This is a genomic window from Ruegeria sp. J8, assembly GCF_056531925.1.
Map to the genome: position 1 here is coordinate 473,155 of NZ_JBQFMR010000002.1, position 13,630 is coordinate 486,784.

General features: G+C 52.6%; 14 protein-coding genes and 1 pseudogene. 7 read left to right on the top strand and 8 right to left on the bottom strand.

From position 1 onward, the window contains the following. Window positions 1–50 precede the first annotated feature (50 nt). Complete coding sequence (locus ACR0L1_RS05910; protein WP_171727597.1) at window positions 51–1,070, bottom strand: TRAP transporter substrate-binding protein; 1,020 nt, start codon at window positions 1,068–1,070, stop codon at window positions 51–53. A gap of 343 nt (window positions 1,071–1,413) precedes the next feature. On the opposite strand from ACR0L1_RS05910, the gene ACR0L1_RS05915 reads away from it, so the two are divergent. Next, window positions 1,414–2,091 (top strand): GntR family transcriptional regulator, encoded by a 678-nt coding sequence (locus tag ACR0L1_RS05915; RefSeq protein ID WP_171727598.1) that lies wholly within the window; start codon window positions 1,414–1,416, stop codon window positions 2,089–2,091. Window positions 2,092–2,453: 362 nt separating this feature from the next. On the opposite strand, the pseudogene ACR0L1_RS05920 reads toward ACR0L1_RS05915, so the two are convergent. Beyond that, window positions 2,454–3,443: pseudogene (locus ACR0L1_RS05920) on the bottom strand (IS3 family transposase); the annotation flags it as partial. On the opposite strand from ACR0L1_RS05920, the gene ACR0L1_RS05925 reads away from it, so the two are divergent. Next, complete coding sequence (locus tag ACR0L1_RS05925) at window positions 3,419–3,652, top strand: hypothetical protein (RefSeq protein ID WP_171727551.1); 234 nt, start codon at window positions 3,419–3,421, stop codon at window positions 3,650–3,652. The pseudogene ACR0L1_RS05920 and the gene ACR0L1_RS05925 sit on opposite strands and share 25 nt — an antisense overlap. A gap of 204 nt (window positions 3,653–3,856) precedes the next feature. Here ACR0L1_RS05925 and ACR0L1_RS05930 read toward each other — a convergent pair whose 3' ends face one another. The 3 genes from ACR0L1_RS05930 to ACR0L1_RS05940 form a co-directional block, all read right to left on the bottom strand. Further along, a complete protein-coding gene (locus ACR0L1_RS05930; protein ID WP_171727599.1) occupies window positions 3,857–5,149 on the bottom strand; it encodes a type II toxin-antitoxin system HipA family toxin in 1,293 nt (430 codons plus the stop codon). Next, window positions 5,149–5,394, bottom strand: a complete 246-nt coding sequence (locus tag ACR0L1_RS05935; RefSeq protein WP_171727600.1) for a helix-turn-helix domain-containing protein — start codon at window positions 5,392–5,394, stop codon at window positions 5,149–5,151. The genes ACR0L1_RS05930 and ACR0L1_RS05935 overlap by 1 nt, the downstream gene beginning before the upstream one ends. Before the next feature lie 97 nt (window positions 5,395–5,491). After that, entirely contained in the window at window positions 5,492–6,355 is an 864-nt protein-coding gene (locus ACR0L1_RS05940) for a hypothetical protein (RefSeq protein WP_171727601.1), read from the bottom strand. A gap of 460 nt (window positions 6,356–6,815) precedes the next feature. On the opposite strand from ACR0L1_RS05940, the gene ACR0L1_RS05945 reads away from it, so the two are divergent. Both ACR0L1_RS05945 and ACR0L1_RS05950 read left to right on the top strand, forming a co-directional pair. Continuing rightward, the gene (locus tag ACR0L1_RS05945) at window positions 6,816–8,231 is read left to right on the top strand and encodes a tyrosine-type recombinase/integrase (RefSeq protein WP_480857624.1); all 1,416 of its coding nucleotides are present in this window, start codon (window positions 6,816–6,818) and stop codon (window positions 8,229–8,231) included. A 62-nt stretch (window positions 8,232–8,293) separates the two neighbouring features. After that, the gene (locus ACR0L1_RS05950; protein ID WP_480857625.1) at window positions 8,294–8,929 is read left to right on the top strand and encodes a hypothetical protein; all 636 of its coding nucleotides are present in this window, start codon (window positions 8,294–8,296) and stop codon (window positions 8,927–8,929) included. A 100-nt stretch (window positions 8,930–9,029) separates the two neighbouring features. Here the strand turns inward: ACR0L1_RS05950 and ACR0L1_RS05955 are convergent, their stop codons facing one another. Both ACR0L1_RS05955 and ACR0L1_RS05960 read right to left on the bottom strand, forming a co-directional pair. Then, window positions 9,030–9,203 carry a hypothetical protein gene (locus tag ACR0L1_RS05955; protein ID WP_480857627.1) on the bottom strand — a complete coding sequence of 58 codons (174 nt, stop codon included), beginning with the start codon at window positions 9,201–9,203 and terminating at the stop codon, window positions 9,030–9,032. 356 nt (window positions 9,204–9,559) lie between these two features. Further along, window positions 9,560–10,384, bottom strand: a complete 825-nt coding sequence (locus ACR0L1_RS05960) for a heparin lyase I family protein (protein ID WP_480857629.1) — start codon at window positions 10,382–10,384, stop codon at window positions 9,560–9,562. A 142-nt stretch (window positions 10,385–10,526) separates the two neighbouring features. On the opposite strand from ACR0L1_RS05960, the gene ACR0L1_RS05965 reads away from it, so the two are divergent. The 3 genes from ACR0L1_RS05965 to ACR0L1_RS05975 all read left to right on the top strand — a co-directional run bounded on the left by ACR0L1_RS05965 (window position 10,527) and on the right by ACR0L1_RS05975 (window position 12,943). After that, the gene (locus ACR0L1_RS05965; RefSeq protein ID WP_480857630.1) at window positions 10,527–10,823 is read left to right on the top strand and encodes a hypothetical protein; all 297 of its coding nucleotides are present in this window, start codon (window positions 10,527–10,529) and stop codon (window positions 10,821–10,823) included. Window positions 10,824–10,827: 4 nt separating this feature from the next. Further along, window positions 10,828–11,406 (top strand): hypothetical protein, encoded by a 579-nt coding sequence (locus tag ACR0L1_RS05970; protein WP_480857632.1) that lies wholly within the window; start codon window positions 10,828–10,830, stop codon window positions 11,404–11,406. 214 nt (window positions 11,407–11,620) lie between these two features. Continuing rightward, on the top strand, window positions 11,621–12,943 hold the full coding sequence (locus tag ACR0L1_RS05975; RefSeq protein WP_480857634.1) for a DUF6538 domain-containing protein: 1,323 nt from the start codon (window positions 11,621–11,623) through the stop codon (window positions 12,941–12,943). Between the two features lie 181 nt (window positions 12,944–13,124). Here the strand turns inward: ACR0L1_RS05975 and ACR0L1_RS05980 are convergent, their stop codons facing one another. Continuing rightward, window positions 13,125–13,499: a hypothetical protein gene (locus ACR0L1_RS05980; protein ID WP_480857636.1), complete on the bottom strand. Its 375-nt coding sequence runs from the start codon at window positions 13,497–13,499 to the stop codon at window positions 13,125–13,127. Between the last annotated feature and the right edge of the window lie 131 nt (window positions 13,500–13,630).

Consider the following 13,630-nt stretch of genomic DNA (forward strand, 5'->3'; position numbering starts at 1 on the left):
GCCACCGGCGGGAACCGCCGGTGGTTTTCAATTTTTTCACCTCTGCGAAGTCACTCCAGCAGGCCGATGCGCTGAAGGAATTCGACGTGGCTTTGAACCAGCTTGCCAGCTTCGGGGGATTTAGCACCCCAATCCTTCCACGCGGCCAACGCAGCGTTTCGGAAAGTCGCACGGTCTTCTTCCGACCAGTTGTATGTGGTCACACCCATCTCGGGCAATTTCTGCAGCGCCTCACCATTTTGGATCAGCGTCGACATCATCACTTCCATCGCCAGCGCCTTTTCAGCCACTTCGATGATTGTCTTGTGCTGGTCCGACAGTGCGTTCCAGACATCGGAGCGGCATGCCAGGTGGTCTGCCGACATCGAGTGGAAGCCCGGGTAGGTGGTGTGCTTGGCAACATCGTAAATGCCGATGTTCAGGTTGGTCGCAAGCGTCGACGCGTCGGCGCCATCGATGATGCCCGACTCAAGCGCCGTGACGATCTCGGTGAAATCCATGACGACAGGCTTGGCGCCGAGGCTGGCGAAGATGTCTGATTCCATACCCGGAGGCGAACGGAACTTGAAGTTTTCCAGATCGGAGATACCGTTCAGCGGACGAGAGGAGTTCAGCGATTCATGACCGCCAACATGGCCCCCAACGTAGGTCATGTTATGAGTCGCATAAAGTTCGTTGATCGCTTCTCTGCCACCGCCCTGATAGATCCAAGACATGAGTTGCAGCGGCGTATCGTAGCCGCCCATCGTATCTGCGACAAACTGGAATGCCGCATTCTTACCTACTTGGTAGCCGCCGTTGGTCATGTCACAATCGATGATTCCGTTTTTTGCGGCGTCAAAAGTTTCCGTGGTCGGAACCACCGCCGACGAATAGAACATCTCGATCTGAAGCGCGCCGTCCGACATGGTGGCTACGTCTTCGACAAACTTCTGGATTGCGACGCCGTAAGGTGACGATTGCCCCAGGTGGTTCTGGATACGCAGCGTCGTTTGTGCGGCGGCCGTCGTGGCACCCGCAGCGGTAACGGCGAGACCTACCAGAAGGGTTTTGGTTAAATCTTTGATCATGAGTTCCTCTCCTTTTTACTCTTTTTTTGCAGGCCAAATAACTAGGCCGGGTGTTTCAGCCGCCATGTCGACAACAGCGGTATCTGCGACAGATTTGCACCTCCTCACGGGAGCATCCATCCCAACGTCACCTCCCCGGAAGGAACGCAACGTCCGGGCCGAATCTCCTATTGGCGGCGCAAACAGGCGGCTCCGCCTAAGGCAAACAATCTGGCAACGTGCAGCAAATAGCCCTCCTTTTGATTTGCCGCGCGTCTTGATGATTCATGTTTGATATTTGATCAAAGGTCAACGATAAAATTTTAGATGGACAAAAGCGGTATGCGAGGCATATAAAAAATACATGCATGACCTTTCAAAAATGCAGCCGCTCAAGCGCGAAAACCTGCAGGATATCGTGTTTAGTAAACTGTGCGAGCTTATCCTCGAAGGCGGGCTAGAACCTGGTCAGCCCGTAACGGTCGCAACGTTGAGTGAGGCGCTTAGTGTGAGCCCTATGCCAATTCGCGAAGCGATGGCGCGACTAGCCCATAGTGGGGCACTGACACACCTGTCAGGTCGGTCCATGGGAGTCCCTAAACTCGAACGACAGGACTTGAGATATCTTCGAGATGTGCGCTGCGAAATTGAACCAGCAGCACTGTCTTGGGCGATCGACAATCAGACGCCAGAATTCATTCGGTCACTGGAAGATCATCTCACGGAAATGGTCAAAGCCGAACAAGCGTCTGACAATCACGGTTTCATACATTCTAACTACTTGTTCCACTTTACGATTTACGAGCAATCAGGAAATCCTGTCGCGCTCGAGATCATTCGCAACCTGTGGCTACGCGTATCCCCCTATTTTCATCTTCTGAATATCCGAGGTCACCTGCAGATTTCGAACGAAATCCACTTTCAGTTGCTGTCAGCGATCAAAGAAGGCAATAAGTCGGAAGCGCGTTCTTGCCTTTCAAGCGATATAAATCGCGCTTACGAGCAAATGGTGACCTGTTTGTTTCCTGACACTCGTCAGTAAATGGCGTTCCGCCCTAACGTTCTGCGCCTTGATCGCGAGGGATTCGCATCGGCTGCTGATCTTAAACCCGCAGTCACCGTTCTTACGGAGGCGGATGTGGTCCGATCGATAGATGGCGACGCCGGCTACGCAAAGCATGAGAAGCGGTCAGTTCATGATCACGCAAAGCTTGTTGAACATTCAGCCGTTGGGTCCGGGCACCCCGTGCTGGTTCTGCCATAGGCCTTTGAAGGTCAGGTTTCTCCTGAAAAGGTGGCCGTATGCTGGGATGGCAGCCGGGAAGCCATGAGGGTATCACCTGTCCGTCGTCAGGGGTTTTGGGCCTGAGAGGGGCTAGGATCTGGCTCATCTGGTTGGTGTGATTATGCGGCGGATTTGCGGTGAAGCAAGCGTCGCGTTTCGATGGTCTTTCGTTTGATCCTTTCTCGTTGTTTTAGGATGGTTTGCCCGCGCCCGAAGTAGACATCTGCGGGCGTGAGGTTTTGTAGGCTCTCGTGACAGCGCCTGTGATTGTAGTGATCGACGAAGGTGCCGATCTGACGTTCCAGGTCGCCGGGCAAGAAGTAGTTTTCCAGCAGAACCCGGTTCTTCATGGTCTGATGCCAGCGTTCGATCTTGCCCGGGGTTTGCGGGTGATACGGTGCGCCCCGGACGTGTTCCATCTTCTGATCTTCAAGCCATTCGGCCAGTTCACCCGAGATGTAGCTGGACCCGTTATCGCTCAGCAGTCTTGGCTTGTGCAGGACCGTTGCCTGATCACAGCCGGAAGCTTGCAGGGCCAGATCCAACGTGTCGGTGACGTCGGCCGCCTTCATCGTGGTGCAGAGTTTCCAGGCGATGATGTAGCGGCTGTAGTCGTCCAGGATCGTACTGAGATAGAACCAACCCCAACCAATCACCTTCAGGTAAGTGAAGTCGGTTTGCCAAAGCTGGTTTGGGGCTGTCGTCTTGTCTTTGAACTCGTCTACAGCTGCCAAAACCACATAAGCTGGGCTGGTGATCAGATCCTGCTCTTTGAGAACACGATACACCGTAGACTCTGAGACAAAGTACTTTGCCGTGTCCGTGAAGCGCACGGCCAGCTTCCGAGGCGATAGCTCGCTTTCCGCCAGAGCCAGATCCACGATCCTCCGACGAACCGGGTCGGGAACCCGATTCCAGACCCGTGAAGGTCTGGGACTGCGATCCTCCAGGGCCTCCGGACCGCCCGCCAGACACCGATCATACCAGCGATAGAATGTGGTTTTGGGAATGCCGAGCTTATCCAGGGTTCGTTTGGTTGGCAGATGTGGCTGCTCAACCAAACGGATGATCTCCAGCTTTTCAGATGCGGGATGTTGCCGCTGTCGTCGGTGTTGACGAAGAGGACACCGCAGCGGTCCCTGAAGTTCTTGCCGTCTTTTTCGCCGGATTTGACGTTCAGTTTCAGAGTTTGCGTAGCCAATTTTCAATCCTCACCTTGAGTGTTTCGATGAACATGGCCAAAGCGGGCACCAAGGGGATGTCAGCGAGAAAATTGCCTCGCGAGGAATTCGCTGGCGCAGGGGAATTTTCTTGTTGAAGCGGTGCTTGCTCCGCGTCTGACACGGTTGCCCGCTTATGATCAGCAATCAGAAACGCGGCGTAGAGGGTCTGAGCTTGGCTATCCGTCTCTGAGCTAGCCGATCAAGACTGGCATTGGAAGTTTCAAGATCTGCATCGGGACTGCAGACTGCTCGAAGCCAATATGATCTACCGATCATAAAGCGGAAATATGATCTTCGGATCATACGGCATCGAAGGCAGCCGCCCGACGCCGTACTCCAGCAACGAAGGCTTCGGCCAATGGCTGTGGGAACCCATCCGGCAAGTCTACGAGTGTCTTATCCAAGGCGGGTTCAAGCTCCGTCGCGATGTCCGACAAGACCTCTTCCGCCAGCGCCACACCAAAACCAGCCGCCTTTGCAGCCTGCAGGAAATGGCGAGGCACCACCTCATTGATCCGATAGTGCCCGTCGACCGCCATCGCGAGGCGCATCCGGTTCTGACGTATTTGACCGTCATCCACGGCTTTCTGGGCGCTCAGCACGTCATACAGCGGGGTCATACGGAAACCGCCAGGGCGCAAGGCGATGCTGAAATTCTTGGCGTGCCCGTCTGTCGCTCCCAAAAGCCAAAACAGGACCTGCGCACGGAAGAAGGCGCGCTGATCCGCCTCGGGGTCATCACTGCCCTTCAGCAACCCGACCCCTTCGGTGATCCCTGGCCCGCCATCCATTTGGTATTTTTGACTGGGTGGGACCGAGAGCGCCTGACAAAAGTCTTCCTGCGGGAGGCGGATCAATCGGCCATCCTTGGTCCAGCGCCGATCAAACCGCGTCACGACAAGGCTCCGCACGTCTTCAAAGTCGGCAATCTCGACCTCCGCGACATCCATGCCCATGGCACGGCAAAAGCTCATGCAGAAATACTCGTTCTCGACGCTGTCGGACAAATCGATCCCTGCAGGCAAAACACCCAGCTGGGTCTTGAGGATATGGGTCGTTGGGGTAAGCCCCGATGGACGGATCCATGCGCCCTCATGGCTCAGCAGCGCCGTTTTCTCCTGTGCCCCTGCAATGGAAATGCGAAAGTCGTCTTCCTCATCCAAGCCAAGCGGAGCACTTGCAAGGTTGCGCAGCATATCCGCTATCTGCGCCTCAGACACGGGCTCGCCCTCGAGCGCGCCAACTTCGGGGATCTCACCCGAAACAAACTGCAAGGCGCCTACGCAATCGCGCCCGATCTTCTCCAGCATGTGCCATGCGTCTGTACCTCCAGCGCGCACCCGAGCGGCGACACGTTCACGTATCGCCTGATTGTCGGGCAACAGGTTTTCCAGGTAGGCAATGACAGGGCCACCTTGGTGCGCCTCTTCACGCAAAGGCAGCGAAAGCGAGATAGGCATGGCATGTTCCCATGCCAACCATTCCGGATCATAGGTAAAGCTGATCGCGCCTGAACCAGCGAGACGCAAAGACCCTACCAACCGTCCGTTCAGAAGCACTTGCATTGTGCCACTACGCCCGTGTTTGGCCATCAGAAGATATCCTCAATCTCAAGTGAGCCACCGCGCTCCACCAATCGGAACTCAAGCCCAAGTGCCGCCATGACGGCGAGCACTGTGGCGAGCTTCGCTCCCGCGTCGCCATTCTCGAGCGACGAAATTGTTGCGACGCGCAAATTAGTGCGCGCGCTGATATCGCTTTGGGTCCAGCCGCGCGCTTTGCGCGTCCGGCGTAGTGCCACGCCGATCTGCTCGGCCGTTCGTGCAGTGAGGTCCATGATGCGGCTCCTTTTACGGCACAGCGTAAATCAAGGCAAATTACGCTGCAACGTAAAAATATAAATTTTGCGCCACAGCGTAACATGCGAGCTGCACTCATACCTCCAGCCCCGCCGCGCGAACCTGTTCAGGCGTCACCAGTTTTGACGCGATCAAATCCTCGATCTGCCGGTTGGTGATGTGGCGGCACAGGGGATGGCGCTCGTGAATCCACTCGGCGAGGCTCGCACGGCCTTTGGCTTCGGCCTCTCGCGCCTTCTCGCGGTCAGCCTGCACCTGGGCAAGCCCCTTCTCCCACCGGCGCATCTTGAACCAGTTGTCGGAGAAGCAGACCTTGCTGCGTGTATAGCCCTCGCTTTCCTTGGCATAGGCTTTGATCGCTTGCTTCAGGTCATCGGGCTCCACACCGGCTTTCACAGCCGCTGCAATAAGGCGCAGACTGGTCCGCCGGTCTCGGATCCTGTCTTCGGGATAGGCCGCCAAGATCTTCTCAGCCTCAAGATCTTCAACCTCCTCCGCCGCCTCGCGCTTGCGCGTAGGTGGTTTATGGATGGTTTTAGGATGGTTTGGGGTCCACCGTGAACCCCGTACCCCGTTCACCGTGGACCCCGTACCGGGTTCAGGCTGGACGGGGTTCACAGTGACCCCCGTGTCGATGTCGGGCTCGGCCGTGGGTTCAAGCGCGGCCACGCGCTCCAGAACAATGCGGTAAATGACGGTGTAGCCATTCTTGCAGTGCCGCCGCCCTGTCTCGATCAGAATGCCTTCTCGTAGGAAGTCGATGATGGTGCGCTTGACCGTGCTCTCGCTGAGCTCTGTGTGGCGCTGGATCGTGCCCTTCGAACACCAGATACCAGAGCCGTCGTCGCTCGCCTTATCAGCCAGGAACATGATGATCTGCTTGCGCGCAGCGCTGCCAAAGCGGCGCTCGGCGCACTCATTTGCGATGCGCCAGCTCATTGGACCACCTCACCGGTCAACGGCCGCGAAAAGGCGGACTGAGCGTTTGCGGTGTGGCGCTTGCTCATGCTAACGTACTGCGAAAGCTGACAGGCTTTTTCTATTTGGCCCCGGTTCACAGTTGCCGCTGTGACGGGGCCTTTTTCATTTTGAATCGGCGAAATTGGCTTTGAAACTTTCGCTTTTTGTTCACTTTTTGTCAGGGGGTGTTTTGCACCCTTAAGCCGTTGTTTTCGCTTATTCTCTTTCTGGATTGCAAATCCGTGTACACCGGTTCGATTCCGGTACTCGCCTCCACAACATCTTGTAAAATTCACCCAATTTACCCCCGAAAACACAATATATAGCTGCGCGACTTTCGTGCACAATTCGTACACAGTCCGCGTGCAGATTCGACTGCATTTTTTGACCTTTTGCCGTATACTGAGAAAAAACAGGCAACTAGGCGAAGCAGCACGCGATGAGCTACGGCGTTACCACTGTAAATGTGCACAAAAAACTGAAACTGGATAAGCGCCAGGGCAGCGAAAATTGGTACGTGCGGCTGACTTTAGACAACGGCAAACGTGTTGTGAAAAGCACAAAGACGGACGACTTAGAGGAAGCAAAAGAGCGCGCAATTGAATTGTACCACGAGACCAAAGCGCGCATCAAAAATCACCTCCCCGCACAAACCCGCAAATTTAAGCATGTGGCTGAGTATGCGATTGCGAGGATGCAGCTAGAGCTTGATGAAGGCGGCGGCAAGCAAGCTTACAAAGATTACTTCTCAGCACTACGCATTTGGCTCATCCCGTATTTTGGTGGCACGGATGTAGCGAAGATAGATTTGGCAGCGCTGACAGCTTTTGACGCGTGGCGCACTGAGACGAACAAAAAGCCATTCTCCCAAAGCGGCATCAATAACCACAATGCAGCACTGAACAGAGTATTGGACGAAGCAGAGCTACACGGTTGGATCGTAAAATCCATGCGCCCTACTCTGCTCAACAAAGGTGTCAAAAGCGAAAGCAGAGGTAGCTTCACGGACGCAGAGTACAAGAAGATTTATTCCGCGCTACGCAGTTGGCACAAAAAGACCAAAGACAAAAAGGCGGCGGCAACGCGCGAAGTGCTGCGCAACTACGTGCTGTTCTTGGCAAACACAGGCGTGCGGCACGGCACAGAGGCGCTTGGACTGCGTTGGCGAAACATTGAATGGCAGGAGAAAGAAGGCGAGCGCTATTTGGTAGTGAACGTGGACGGGAAAACGCGAAAGAGAAGCGCAGTGGCGCGAGACACAGTGGAAGGCTACTTGGACAGGCAAAGTAAGCTGAACCCCGCTCTCAGCTACGACAGCTTCGCTCAGCTCATCGCAGCAAAAAGCAACGAATATGTGTTTACGACGCGCTTGGGGCAAGTTGCCAACATTGCGAGCTTACGACGGGCATTTGAACCACTGCTGGGTGACTTGGGATTAAAAGTTGGCGCTGATGGCAAATCCCGTACTCTGTACAGCTTGCGGCACTACTATGCGACGCGGGACTTGAAGCGCGGCGTCAGCACACATGCACTGAGCAAACAAATGGGCAACAGCACGGCGATGTTGGATAAGCACTACAGCAAGTACAGTCCCTTGCTAAACGCTGAAATGCACAGCGGACGCGACATGCGAAAAAGCCAGAAGAAGGAAGCAGCGACAAACAGCGGTGGTGTGGTGGAAATGGCGTTCAATATGCTTGCGGCGGGCAAGCTAGATGAAGCAGGGCTGCTGGCGGCATTGGGCGTTGAACGACAAAATTACGCTGTGACGGAAGAAATTGCGATGAAGGCTTTGGCGGCAAAGCGGGATGAGCTGATTGGCGGTGACACGTTGCTAAGGATACTGAAAAACTAAGGCAGCCAAACAACCAGAGGCATTACCGCGTAAGCGCGTAGTTTGCTCAACAGGGAAAAGAAATGACTGCTTGGAAGAGATTGCAGGAAATCTTGATTGACGAAACCAGCGCAAGTTGGAGCGACCGCGAACTAGAGTATCTTGAGTACGCATTCACAACTTGCGAACAACTGTGGGAAAATCAAGTTTCGAGGGTTACTTCGCCCAAGCTAGTGCTAATTGGGGAAGCACCACGTTTTGGCGCCGAGGAGAGATACATATACTCACCCAACGTACGTCAATCCACATTTATGTTGGCGTCAAATTTTCCTGGTGATCCAGTTCCAAAAAATTTCTCACAACTAAAAAAGAAAAAGATACTGTTGGACAGAGTTGCTAAACACGGGGTCATCATTATTGATGCGTTCCCGTACGCACTAAACGCTATTTCAACGCCCACGATGTACTTTCAAAAGGGTGAGAACAAAATGAGGCCCAGAGTATATGAGCGGTTGTTGAAGCGAGTGTTCCAAGAGTATACCGCCGTAAAGTTGAATAAAGTTCTGTCAAAAGCAGACGACACGAAAATCGCCGTCCGCTACTCCAGAACCTATGACGCAATCACTCAAGTTCTTCTGGCGGAGAATTTGGAACCCCCGTTTAATCTTGGGAAGCAAGGCGGTGGGATTGACAAAGAAGCATTTCGAAATCTGCTGTGATGCAAGTGCTGGAAAGCATGAGGCATGGTCTAATATGACAGTTGCGTTTCTGAGGGCATTGAACGGCTAGAACGACAAAATCGCCCTAGCCGCGTTCAGTTCAAACCACTTTGCGCTTAACTGCTGCCGCTACAGCTTTGTCCAGCTCGCCAGCGTCCACGGCAGCTTTCAGCGTCGACAATGCGCCGCGGACATCCTTCAAAGTCTTCACGAACACCGCATTACCTTTTCCAAGATCAAGCTGTTTGTTCCCGTAGCTGACAGCGACCTTCATGTGCTCAACGGTGTAAAGGATGAACTAGAAGCCTATCTGCTTGAACGTCACAAGATCGCGGCAATCGCGGACAAACTCCCAGAAGTTGATAGTAGTGAATTAGTCAATGCCATTTTCTAACAGCAGCGGAGTCGCTTTTTTTTAAAATGTGTCTGAACGCTGCACACACGTATTTGGTTAGAATCCCAAGCTATCTGTGCGACAGAAGGCCTACGTCTTGTGACCCAAGGCATACCTTTGAACGAAACCAACAAGGTTACCAAAATGTGAAGCCTCATCAGTGCAGGCGCTTTGTTCAATCTGACCTTACGGAACTTTCTTAACGTAACTTTTTCCTGAACCAATCCTCATTCTATCTACCTTCCAAGCTTCTTCTGGCTAGTTGCTCGTTTCACATTCGCGAAGTAGATCGTGCCTGGGCGGACATGCTTAACTCCCGCCGTGCAGCACAAATAGACGCCTATATCAAAGTGGTTCATTTTTGCCTTTTTGTGCGGAGCATTTGGAGCAACGTTAAGAGTTGGTCCGCTATAATTCGCAACTTGCTGACCATCTATATAGACGATGATTTGTCCGTCTGCCTTGTGGGACCATTTGGCGTAGACTTGAAAGTTTCGCCATTGGTTTTTTAAGTCACGCATGTTCATCAACGGAATGCGGGCAATGTCCCTGCAGTCGTGATTTGCAGCGTCGCGAGGCGCTTGGAGACGCAAATAGATAGTATTGCCTTCGCCCTTGCGTGTGGAGTGATTGATCGAAGCGTGAGGACAGGCGTAGCCTTTCCATCCAACAAATGTGTAACTTCCGCTTGTTTGTTGCCCATAAGTTGGAAAGGAACTTGGAATGAGCATATCCCACCCATACCAAGCCTCGTCAGGTTGAGGAAAAACCCAGCTACCCCCGCGCCCCATTTCCCTCAGCCAAGAACGCACGGAACCATAAGTGCAATCACCCTTACCTGTCCCGTCGCCGTAGGCTGATGTTACGCAATCACCGCCATAAATCGAAAACGAATGGATACGCTTGGCTTTGATACCTTCGACTTTGCCGACTTGTTTGTAGGAATTTGGCAAGTTTGAGCCATCTTGCTCAAATCTCAGGCGATCAGCATTTGCAGCGCCACCAAAAGCCGCAATGACAATTGCTGTTACCAAAATTACTTGTGGTACAAAAATTTTCACTGCCTCAATCCTCTAATTTTTCTCATTCACGCGAAGCACAAGTAGCTCACGTTTCATCTGTAAGTGCCAAATTGGGACTTGTTGCACGCACCAGTCAAGCCCTATGTTGGAAGACAACTAGTTTGCAGCTTTGGGCTTAAGCATGACAGCGATTGAAAAATTAGCACGTCTTAAGCAACTGCTACTTGGCATGGAGCGGGACTTAGGCATTGATGATTTAAGTGCCGTGCAGAGAAATATTGTGTACGCAGCAACGTTGCTGAGCGAAACTTCAAAAACGGTTGAGACGGAAGAACTGCGGCAACACGAATTGCTGAATGGTGTGTCGCGTAGTGCCTTTTTTCGAGCATTGCGAGAACTAGTAGAAGCGGGGTACTTACAACACGCGCAGGGGCGACAACGATCGTCGTATGTCGTGTCGAAAGAGCTAGGTAGCTGAGCCGTTGAAAGCATTTAGCAACCAAAACCTGCTGACACCGTTTCTTATTATTTCGCTTGCGCACCTACTCGCATTTGGAATCTCAATTTACATTCTGCTCCCACTACAAGCCCAATACACGCCAGAGCTAGCACCCTATGCCAGTTTACTATTCCTTCCACATGGCGTCCGCATATTGTCAGCATGGATGATGGGCTGGAAAGCTATCCCTTTGTTCGCACCAACTGCCTTACTGACGCATTGGATAAACTTTGGGGCTGCGGGTTTCACACTAGCGGGGCTTGCTGGTGTTTTCTCTGGAATAGTGTGTGCCGCGGTAACTTTTTGGGCGCTAGCAAAAGTAGGCATGGACTTTCGAATAACAGCAAATCGCGCAGCAAATTGGCGAGATGTGATGGTAGCAGGTGCAATTGCCTCAGCAATCAATACCTTTGGAATGGGTTGGGCTTTTAGCCACAACACAGATACGCTGATTGGCTATTTCATTGGCGACGTAAGTGGATTGTTCGCATGTATGCTAATCCTCATGCTGGCTTTTAAAGTCATGCGCGAGACAGCTGAAAAAGCAAATAAAATCAACTAATTGCGGAAAAGCTTAACCGTACACAAAACGGCACACAACGAAAACTTTCCCGCGCATAACATTGAATTTCATTGGTTATTTTTGATGTCGATCTCTTGCAAATCCGTGTACACCGGTTCGATTCCGGTACTCGCCTCCACACATCCTTATTGTGTTTTTTCTCAATATATTAGACACTTGGAGTATCTCATGGAGGATACCTTGGAGGATACAGGTGCTTGACTACCCCGCGACGACCTTGGCGAAGAACAAAGGCAAGTATTACGTTCTCCTGACGATCCCCGCCGAGCTTCGCCAACATTTTAACGGCAGGAAGCAACTCAAGAAGTCCACGGGTACAAGTGATTTGGCTGATGCCAAGCGCAGGCAGCACAAAATTTCTGCCGAACTCTATGCCCAACTGGACAACTGCAAGCCTGATCCGCGCGACGTGATCAGTGATCTACTCGGCTGGATCGGTGACGCCGACGAGGTTCAACGTATGGAGGACATCGGGGAACTTGAGGACCTCATCAAGTACCACAAGAACCTCGAATACGGTGAGAATGAAGAAAACGACGTTGCTGTCGAGGTGGTCAACGAGCAGGCCATAGAAGCTCTCAAGGTCTACCAAGAGTGGAAGGCCGGCGGCACCGAGCGGACGGCTGCATCGGGAACAGTTTACCTCGCAAGCGCCTCTAAGGAGTACCTTGAGACCAATCCGTACAGCACGATCAAGACTCAGCGCGAAGCAGAACACGCTCTTGAGCAGTTCAAGGAATTCGCGGGAGACATTGCCCTGCCTGAAGTCACTGCGGTGATGGTTCACGAGTTCGCGGAGTATGTTGGGGCAACAAAGAGCCGAAAGACCATAGACAAAAAGATTGGCTACGTACGCCGTATGTTCGACCATGCAGTCCGCAAAGGGTGGGTTCCTCACAACGTGTTTGCGGGGATCAAGCTGGACAAGAATCTCGGAACCAAAAAGCAAAGCTACACACCGTTCACCAAGAGAGAACTCAAGGCTCTCTTTGCGCAGCCTATGGAGCCTCACCTGCGATCCCTGCTGTCGATCCTAGCCACCACCGGCATGAGGCTAGATGAAGCCGCTCTGTTGACTTGGGAGGATGTCAAAGAGGACGAAGATCAAGGTGTTCTCTACTTCGACCTCACAGGGTCCATCGTGAAGAACTCAGGGTCTAAGCGACGGGTGCCGGTCCACCCTGCCCTAGAGTGGATCGAGACAGGTAGAACCGGCCAGATGTTCCCTGAGTTCCCCCGAGACCGAGACGGGAAAACACAGGGGCCAGCCTCCAAGGCGCTGATGTCATGGGTACGCAGGATCACTGAGGACCCGAAAAAGGTCATCCACTCACTTCGAGGGAACTTCAAGGACATGCTAAGAGACGCCGGGGTGTCGAAGGAGATAAACGACTTCATCACTGGACACGGTTCAGGCGATGTGGCCGGTTCCTACGGTGAAGGCCCGAGCTTGAAGGTTCGTAAAGAAGCAATCGAGCGACTGTGCTTCGACTATATTGCCCAGGCAAGGACATGACAATTTAGCACATACCGTGAAGCCACGAAGATCAACGGGCATTTGGAGCCGTCGTTGCAGCGTCAATGAGCTGCGGCCTAAATTCCAAACAAAATTTCGTATACCAACTAGCTTTTCGATTGCAGAAAGAAAAACGAAGAAGTGTTCTAAATTGGAAGAGAGCTACTCGGGTGTGACTTGGTCATAGCACACTCGAAATAGTTAGGTAGTAACCAAAGGCTAGTGCCAGCAAACCTAGTAACACATGTAGCCCAAGGAGCTTACCCCCAAATTTCAAAGTTACACCAAGAATCCCGCTGAGGGCAAACAAAGCCATTCCAGCAAGTATTCCCCACAAGGAACTTGAAATGATAGCGAGATAAACCGCGATCCATAGGTTCGCAGGCAGCGCTGCTATCTTGAAAATAGCCCCAATGGTGTTGTGAAGTACCGCCTGATCGAGCGCAAAATTAACAGGTTGTTGTGATCGTTGAAGGAAACCAAAGTAGACGCATGCAGCGTAAAAGCAAAGTGCGACTCCTGTCGGTGATCCATTTTGAAACAGTTCGCTAAACACCAGAAGTTTTCCGAGGTAAAAAAATTATGACTAGTATCATTGCTTAGCCGTTGTTAAGCAACAATTTTGCTTCATCACAGAGCGAAATCTGACGCGGAATATATAACGCTCCACTAGTCGCTGAGGATCGC

What these genes read in the sequence shown, in the direction of transcription:
- ACR0L1_RS05910 (WP_171727597.1), bottom strand. Translation starts at nt 1,070, where the DNA reads ATGATCAAAGATTTAACCAAAACCCTTCTGGTAGGTCTCGCCGTTACC.
- ACR0L1_RS05915 (WP_171727598.1), top strand. Translation starts at nt 1,414, where the DNA reads ATGCATGACCTTTCAAAAATGCAGCCGCTCAAGCGCGAAAACCTGCAG.
- ACR0L1_RS05925 (WP_171727551.1), top strand. Translation starts at nt 3,419, where the DNA reads ATGCGGGATGTTGCCGCTGTCGTCGGTGTTGACGAAGAGGACACCGCA.
- ACR0L1_RS05930 (WP_171727599.1), bottom strand. Translation starts at nt 5,149, where the DNA reads ATGGCCAAACACGGGCGTAGTGGCACAATGCAAGTGCTTCTGAACGGA.
- ACR0L1_RS05935 (WP_171727600.1), bottom strand. Translation starts at nt 5,394, where the DNA reads ATGGACCTCACTGCACGAACGGCCGAGCAGATCGGCGTGGCACTACGC.
- ACR0L1_RS05940 (WP_171727601.1), bottom strand. Translation starts at nt 6,355, where the DNA reads ATGAGCTGGCGCATCGCAAATGAGTGCGCCGAGCGCCGCTTTGGCAGC.
- ACR0L1_RS05945 (WP_480857624.1), top strand. Translation starts at nt 6,816, where the DNA reads ATGAGCTACGGCGTTACCACTGTAAATGTGCACAAAAAACTGAAACTG.
- ACR0L1_RS05950 (WP_480857625.1), top strand. Translation starts at nt 8,294, where the DNA reads ATGACTGCTTGGAAGAGATTGCAGGAAATCTTGATTGACGAAACCAGC.
- ACR0L1_RS05955 (WP_480857627.1), bottom strand. Translation starts at nt 9,203, where the DNA reads ATGAAGGTCGCTGTCAGCTACGGGAACAAACAGCTTGATCTTGGAAAA.
- ACR0L1_RS05965 (WP_480857630.1), top strand. Translation starts at nt 10,527, where the DNA reads ATGACAGCGATTGAAAAATTAGCACGTCTTAAGCAACTGCTACTTGGC.